A 3,877-nucleotide genomic window follows, 5' to 3' on the forward strand; every position below is an offset into this window, starting at 1 on the left:
CCCAGCGCATAGGCCAGCTGGTCTGGATGCTGTTCCTGAAAATCTTCGACGACCGGGAACTGGAATGGGAAGAGTTCGATGACGACTACAAATCTCCGATTCCGGAAAACCTGCGCTGGCGCAACTGGGCCGCCGACCCAGTAATATATTATTTAAAAATGCTGTTATAATGAATATATGTAGATTTTTAAATAAAGGAGGCATGTTCTATGAAAGTATATATAAGTGCTGATATTGAAGGGGTTACTGGAGTTACCCATTGGGATGAAACTGAAAAGCCTGAAGCAGACCATAAAGAGTTTGCTCATCAAATGACATTGGAAGTAAAAGCTGCTTGTGAAGGTGCAATTAATGCAGGAGTAGATGAAATATGGATTAAAGATGCCCACGATAGTGGAAGAAATATAGACCATAATTTATTACCTAAAAATACTAAGCTTATAAGAGGTTGGAGTGGGCATATGTATTCTATGGTGCAAGAATTAGATGAAACTTTTGATGCATTAATATTCATAGGATATCATTCTGCTGGTGGTACTAATACTAATCCTTTATCTCATACTATGAATACAAGTATTGACTATATTAAACTAAATGGAGAATATCTGTCAGAGTTTCTTCTTCATTCATATATAGCCACTTCTTTAAAGGTACCAGTAGTATTTTTAAGTGGAGATTTAGGATTATGTGATGAAGTTAAAAACCATAATAGGAATATAGTTACCATACCTGTAAAAGAAGGAAGTGGTGATTCTACAATAAATATACATCCACAATTAGCCTTAGAACTTATAAAAGATGGAGTAGAAGAAAGTTTGAAGAAGGATTTTTCCCAATATGAAATAGAGTTACCAAAGGAATTTGAATTAGAAATAAAATATTATAAACATTCAGAAACTTTAAAAGCTATGAACTATAAAGGAGTAGAAATGATAGATTCTAAGAGAATTTCTTTTAAAACCAAAGATTTAATAGAAGTAGTTAGAGCTATAAGATTTTTATTATAGATTTAAAGAGTTTGAGAAATAATAAAATTGATGACAGAGGAAATTGAAAAGATGAAAATAAAGAACAAAGACAGAGAAAATAAAATAATCAGAAAGAAAATACTATCTATGATTCTACCTATAACCCTTGAAAACATACTTCAAATGACAGCAGGGATTGTTTCCATGGCTATGATAGGTAGAATCAATCCTTTAGCCGTTGGAGCTTTAGGTATGAGTAATATTATCTTTAATATGATATGGGCTATATTTAAAGGAGTATCAACAGGAGTGTCTGTATTTGTAGCTCAAGCTCATGGAGCTAATAATTTTACTAAGTTAAAAAGAATTGTGACCCAAACTTTATTTTTTTCAATATTATTGGTTATGTTATTGCAACAACTGTTATTTTGGAATGCAGAAACTCTGCTTAAAGTTTTTAATCCTAGTCAAGAATTGTTGGCTAATGGTGTATTGTATTTAAAGACTATTTCTTGGGGGTTGCCTTTTATTACTGTAGTTTTAATAGTGGCAGGAACTTTGCAGGGTATGGGTAATGCTAAAACCCCTATGAAGATAGCTTTGATTATGAATTTAGTCAATATTATATTTAGTTATACTTTTATATTTGGGAAACTTTGGATTAGACCTATGGGATTGAGAGGGGCTGCTTTTGGATTATTAATTGCTCAATTTACAGCGGCCATATTAGGATTAAAGGTGTTATTTGGAAGGCAAGGTACTTTAACGATAATAGAAGATAAATTATCTTTCAAAATTCAGATTAAAGAAATTTTGCCTGTATATAAATTAGGTTTACCCACATCCTTTGAAACCATATTTTGGGAAGGTGCAGCAATTCTTATGACTAAGGCGATTTTAACATATGGAGAAATTGCCTATGCTGCTTATCAATTAGGGTTACAAGCAGAAGCTATTTCATATATGCCAGCAGCAGGGTTTGGAGTAGCAGCTACTACTTTTGTTGGTCATTCAATAGGTTCTCAAGATAGGGAACAAGGGAAGAAATATATTCATCAATTGATTAAATGGACTAGTATATTAACTATATTTACTGGGGGAATATTGATATTTTTCCCTAAACAGGTTATGAGGCTATTAACCAATGATGGCCAAATCATTAAAATAGGAGCCATGTATTTATTCGTAATGGGTTTGGTGCAAATCCCTCAGAATATAAACGGAGTTTTGAATGGAGCCTTAAGAGGTGCAGGTTATTCTAAAATACCAATGGTAATTGCTATGCTAGGCTTATGGTTAATTAGGGTGCCTCTTTCATTATTAGGAGCTTTTGTTTTTAAAACTAGTATTAATTTTATTTGGATTGCATTAGGATTGGATTTAATATTTAGATTTGTTTGTGGATTAATAATATTTAAGAAGAAAGATATATATGAGAGCAAATCGTTAATTGGAGTTGAATGAGATGAAAGATATAGAACTAGCTAAAAAATACTTAGAAGATGAAAACCTGTGTTTAGCCGTAGTAAAAGATGGAGATTTAATATTTAAAAGCCATGACAGAGGAATAAAGCCTATGTATACTTTGGCTACTGAAATGTTAGATATAACAAGAGAATCATCCATTGCAGATAAAGTAATAGGTAAAGGAGCTGCCATGTTATGTGAATATATAGGTATAAAAGAAGTTTACGGGCAGTTAATATCAGATACTGGTTTAGAAATATTAGAGGCAAGTAATATAACGTATAGTTATAAGAAGAAATGTAGTTATATTAAAAATAGAGATGAAACAGATATGTGTCCTATTGAAAAAATGGCTATTCAGGTTAAAAATGCAGAAGAACTTTTGAATAGGATAATGGAGTTTTTGAAAGCTGCTAGTAAATAGCAGCTTTTAAAGTATTTAGTTGACAGGTTCCTATCGTTACGAACGAGAATTTTTTAGAGGAACTAATTTATGAGGGATTTTGACTAATAAATAAAGATGTATGGAAAAAATAATAATGTGAAAAAACAAACTTGGTGAAAACCAAGGACGCAAAGCTGAAGGGCCTTCCTTGAAATCAAGATGGCAGCCAGTTACCGAAGGGGGAGCAATATGTTTAAAAAGCGCATTTTAAATTCCGCAATAGTCATCTTTTTTATTTTATTAATTTCTACTACAAGTTTTGCTAAAAATATTATTGTGGATGTAAATAATTTGGACAAGGGTATAATAAGGATAAACTATAGTAAGAATACTGACAATATGAAAGTTTTGATAACTAAAGATGATAATCAAGAAAATTATGATTTAAAACTAGGTGTAAATTATCCTTTGGTATTTGGTAATGGAGAGTATACTATTTCAATTTTAGAACATATAAAAGGAAATCAATATAGACAAGTTGAAAAAGAAACAGTGAAGTTAGAATTAGAGGATGAAAAAGATTTATATTTACAATCTACTCAAATTGTAAATTGGAATGAGAGTATGCTTGCTATAAAAAATGCAAAAGAGTTAACTAAAGATATTAAAGATGATGAAGAAAAAATCAAGATTATATACAATTATATAACAAACAATATAAAATATGACAACGAAAAGGCGTATATAGTTCAAGCGGATTACATACCATCAATAGATGATACCTTTAAATTCCAATCTGGAATATGTTATGATTATGCAGTATTAACGGCTGCAATGTTAAGAAGTTTAGATATACCCACAAAACTGCTTATGGGATATAAATCAGATATTGAAAAATACCATGCTTGGAATGAAGCATATATAAATGGTAAATGGATTATTATTGATACTACCTATGATTCAGCTTATGTACAGAATGAAGTACCTATAGCCATGATAAAGGATAGTAATGAATATAAAGTAGAAAAAACATATTAATAAAAAGCCACTGTCATTA

Annotated in this window: 4 protein-coding genes and 1 riboswitch; all 4 genes read left to right on the top strand. The window is 31.0% G+C overall.

Annotation, left to right across the window (positions count from 1 at the left end; genetic code table 11):
* Positions 1–209: 209 nt before the first annotated feature.
* Positions 210–1,007 (top strand): M55 family metallopeptidase, encoded by a 798-nt coding sequence (locus VK998_RS07340; RefSeq protein ID WP_325227103.1) that lies wholly within the window; start codon positions 210–212, stop codon positions 1,005–1,007.
* Positions 1,008–1,037: 30 nt separating this feature from the next.
* Complete coding sequence (locus tag VK998_RS07345; protein WP_325227108.1) at positions 1,038–2,432, top strand: MATE family efflux transporter; 1,395 nt, start codon at positions 1,038–1,040, stop codon at positions 2,430–2,432.
* Position 2,433: 1 nt separating this feature from the next.
* Positions 2,434–2,859, top strand: coding sequence for a DUF1893 domain-containing protein (locus tag VK998_RS07350; protein ID WP_325227110.1), 426 nt, complete (start codon positions 2,434–2,436; stop codon positions 2,857–2,859).
* A gap of 114 nt (positions 2,860–2,973) precedes the next feature.
* Positions 2,974–3,058, top strand: a riboswitch (cyclic di-GMP riboswitch).
* 11 nt (positions 3,059–3,069) lie between these two features.
* Positions 3,070–3,858: a transglutaminase-like domain-containing protein gene (locus VK998_RS07355; protein ID WP_325227114.1), complete on the top strand. Its 789-nt coding sequence runs from the start codon at positions 3,070–3,072 to the stop codon at positions 3,856–3,858.
* Positions 3,859–3,877: the final 19 nt, after the last annotated feature.

The organism is Schnuerera sp. (assembly GCF_035459645.1).
In the GTDB taxonomy this organism is placed as follows: domain Bacteria; phylum Bacillota; class Clostridia; order Tissierellales; family Tepidimicrobiaceae; genus Schnuerera.

Coding starts and splice junctions, on each gene's coding strand:
- VK998_RS07340 (WP_325227103.1), top strand. CDS start 210: ATGAAAGTATATATAAGTGCTGATATTGAAGGGGTTACTGGAGTTACC.
- VK998_RS07345 (WP_325227108.1), top strand. CDS start 1,038: ATGACAGAGGAAATTGAAAAGATGAAAATAAAGAACAAAGACAGAGAA.
- VK998_RS07350 (WP_325227110.1), top strand. CDS start 2,434: ATGAAAGATATAGAACTAGCTAAAAAATACTTAGAAGATGAAAACCTG.
- VK998_RS07355 (WP_325227114.1), top strand. CDS start 3,070: ATGTTTAAAAAGCGCATTTTAAATTCCGCAATAGTCATCTTTTTTATT.